This window comes from Streptomyces regalis, assembly GCF_001509475.1.
Taxonomy (GTDB): Bacteria; Actinomycetota; Actinomycetes; order Streptomycetales; family Streptomycetaceae; genus Streptomyces; species Streptomyces regalis.
Genome location: NZ_LLZG01000189.1, coordinates 1 through 1,473 on the forward strand (window position 1 = coordinate 1; position 1,473 = coordinate 1,473).

The following is a 1,473-nucleotide window of genomic DNA, read 5'->3' on the forward strand; positions in this document are numbered from 1 at the left end:
CACCGCGCGCTCACGAAGCTCAGCAGGGTAGGGGGACGGACGTGCCATGACTCGATCCTCTCAGGGAATCGAGCCTCCATCAGACCCGGAGCGGTTCAGGCTGAGGCACAAACGATGTCCGAGCCGAGGCGCCACCAGCACTGGTGAAGGGCACCCCATGACCTTGACTCGGTCATTGAAACTCCAGCCCAAAGCCGCTCCACCGACCTAAGCTGCCACCTCACCATTACGTAGAGCCAGTCACCCGAAGGATGCAATCAGCCAAGTTGGCGTGAACGCAGTACGCTCCCGCTATCTATCGTGGTGCCTGCGGCGGGGGCTCGACCGGCAGGCCTGATTTTCCTGGGGACTACATGCGCTCAATCGCCATAGGTGCCGCTCTGTCCGGCGCCCTGGCACTCGCCGTCGCAAGCGCTCCAACGGCTCAGGCCGACGAGTCGTGGGGCGGCGACACAACGATCACCAGCGTCACGGTCAACGGTGGCAAGCCCATCGTGGTCGGCATCTCCAACACGGTCACCTTCTCGGCTTCGGTGACCGCCACTGATCCGGACGGCATCGAAACGGCCCGCGTGTTCGTGTGGCACGGCGGCCCCGCGGAAGAAGACACGGACATGACGGTGCCGTTCGGCCGTCCTACGTGCACAGCCGTCGACGCCGAAACGAAGACCTGCGTCGTCCCCTTCACCCTCGACCCCCGCGACCTGCAGAAGAACTCTTGGGCCGGGCAGTGGAAGGTCGGCGTCGACGCCTTCGACAAGGGCAACGGCGGCATCTCCCTGGATGCCTACAAGTACACGAACATCCAGCGCTACTCGAAGCTCAGCGTCAACGCTTCGCCGGAGCCGGTAGCCAAGGGCAAGACCATCACCGTCACTGGCAAACTGACCCGCGCCAACTGGGAGACCCACGACTACCGTGGCTACACCAACCAGCCGGTCAAGCTGCAGTTCCGCAAAGCGGGAACAGACACCTACACGACGGTCAAAACCGTGTACACCAACAGCACCGGCAACCTGAAGACCACCGCGACAGCTGCCAGCGACGGCTACTGGCGCTACTACTTCTCCGGCACCAGCACGACCGCGACGGTCAAGACCGCCGGGGACTACGTAGACGTGCGGTAGGCAGAGGCATCACGCACTGATCAAGCCCCCACCAACGGGTTCTCCGTCGGTGGGGGCTTGATGCTGCGCTGGGGCCGTCTCGGGGCCGTCAGCTGCCTGGCGGGGCCTCACCCAGCCGCCGCAGCTGTTCCGCTGACATCCAACGCTGACATCAACGAGCCCGGACGGCGGCATACGGCAGCGTCCGGTATGGCACCCGCGCACAGGTTGACCGCAGCCACGCAGGGCGCGGGATCGAACTCCTAAAGCCAATGCTGTTGCTTTACGGTTCTGCGGGTTGAGGGCGCTGGATGCGGATAGCTTGGGTGCCGGTGCGGGTGGGTTGGGGCCAGGCGCGGTGTCCGGC

The 1,473-nt window shown here is 64.8% G+C and carries 1 protein-coding gene; it reads left to right on the forward strand.

Translation table 11 applies throughout. The features are described 5' to 3' along the window. Positions 1-353: 353 nt before the first annotated feature. Complete coding sequence (locus tag ADL12_RS21750) at positions 354-1,127, forward strand: hypothetical protein (protein ID WP_062704349.1); 774 nt, start codon at positions 354-356, stop codon at positions 1,125-1,127. The last annotated feature ends 346 nt before the right edge of the window (positions 1,128-1,473 follow it).

Coding starts and splice junctions, on each gene's coding strand:
- ADL12_RS21750 (WP_062704349.1), top strand. CDS start 354: ATGCGCTCAATCGCCATAGGTGCCGCTCTGTCCGGCGCCCTGGCACTC.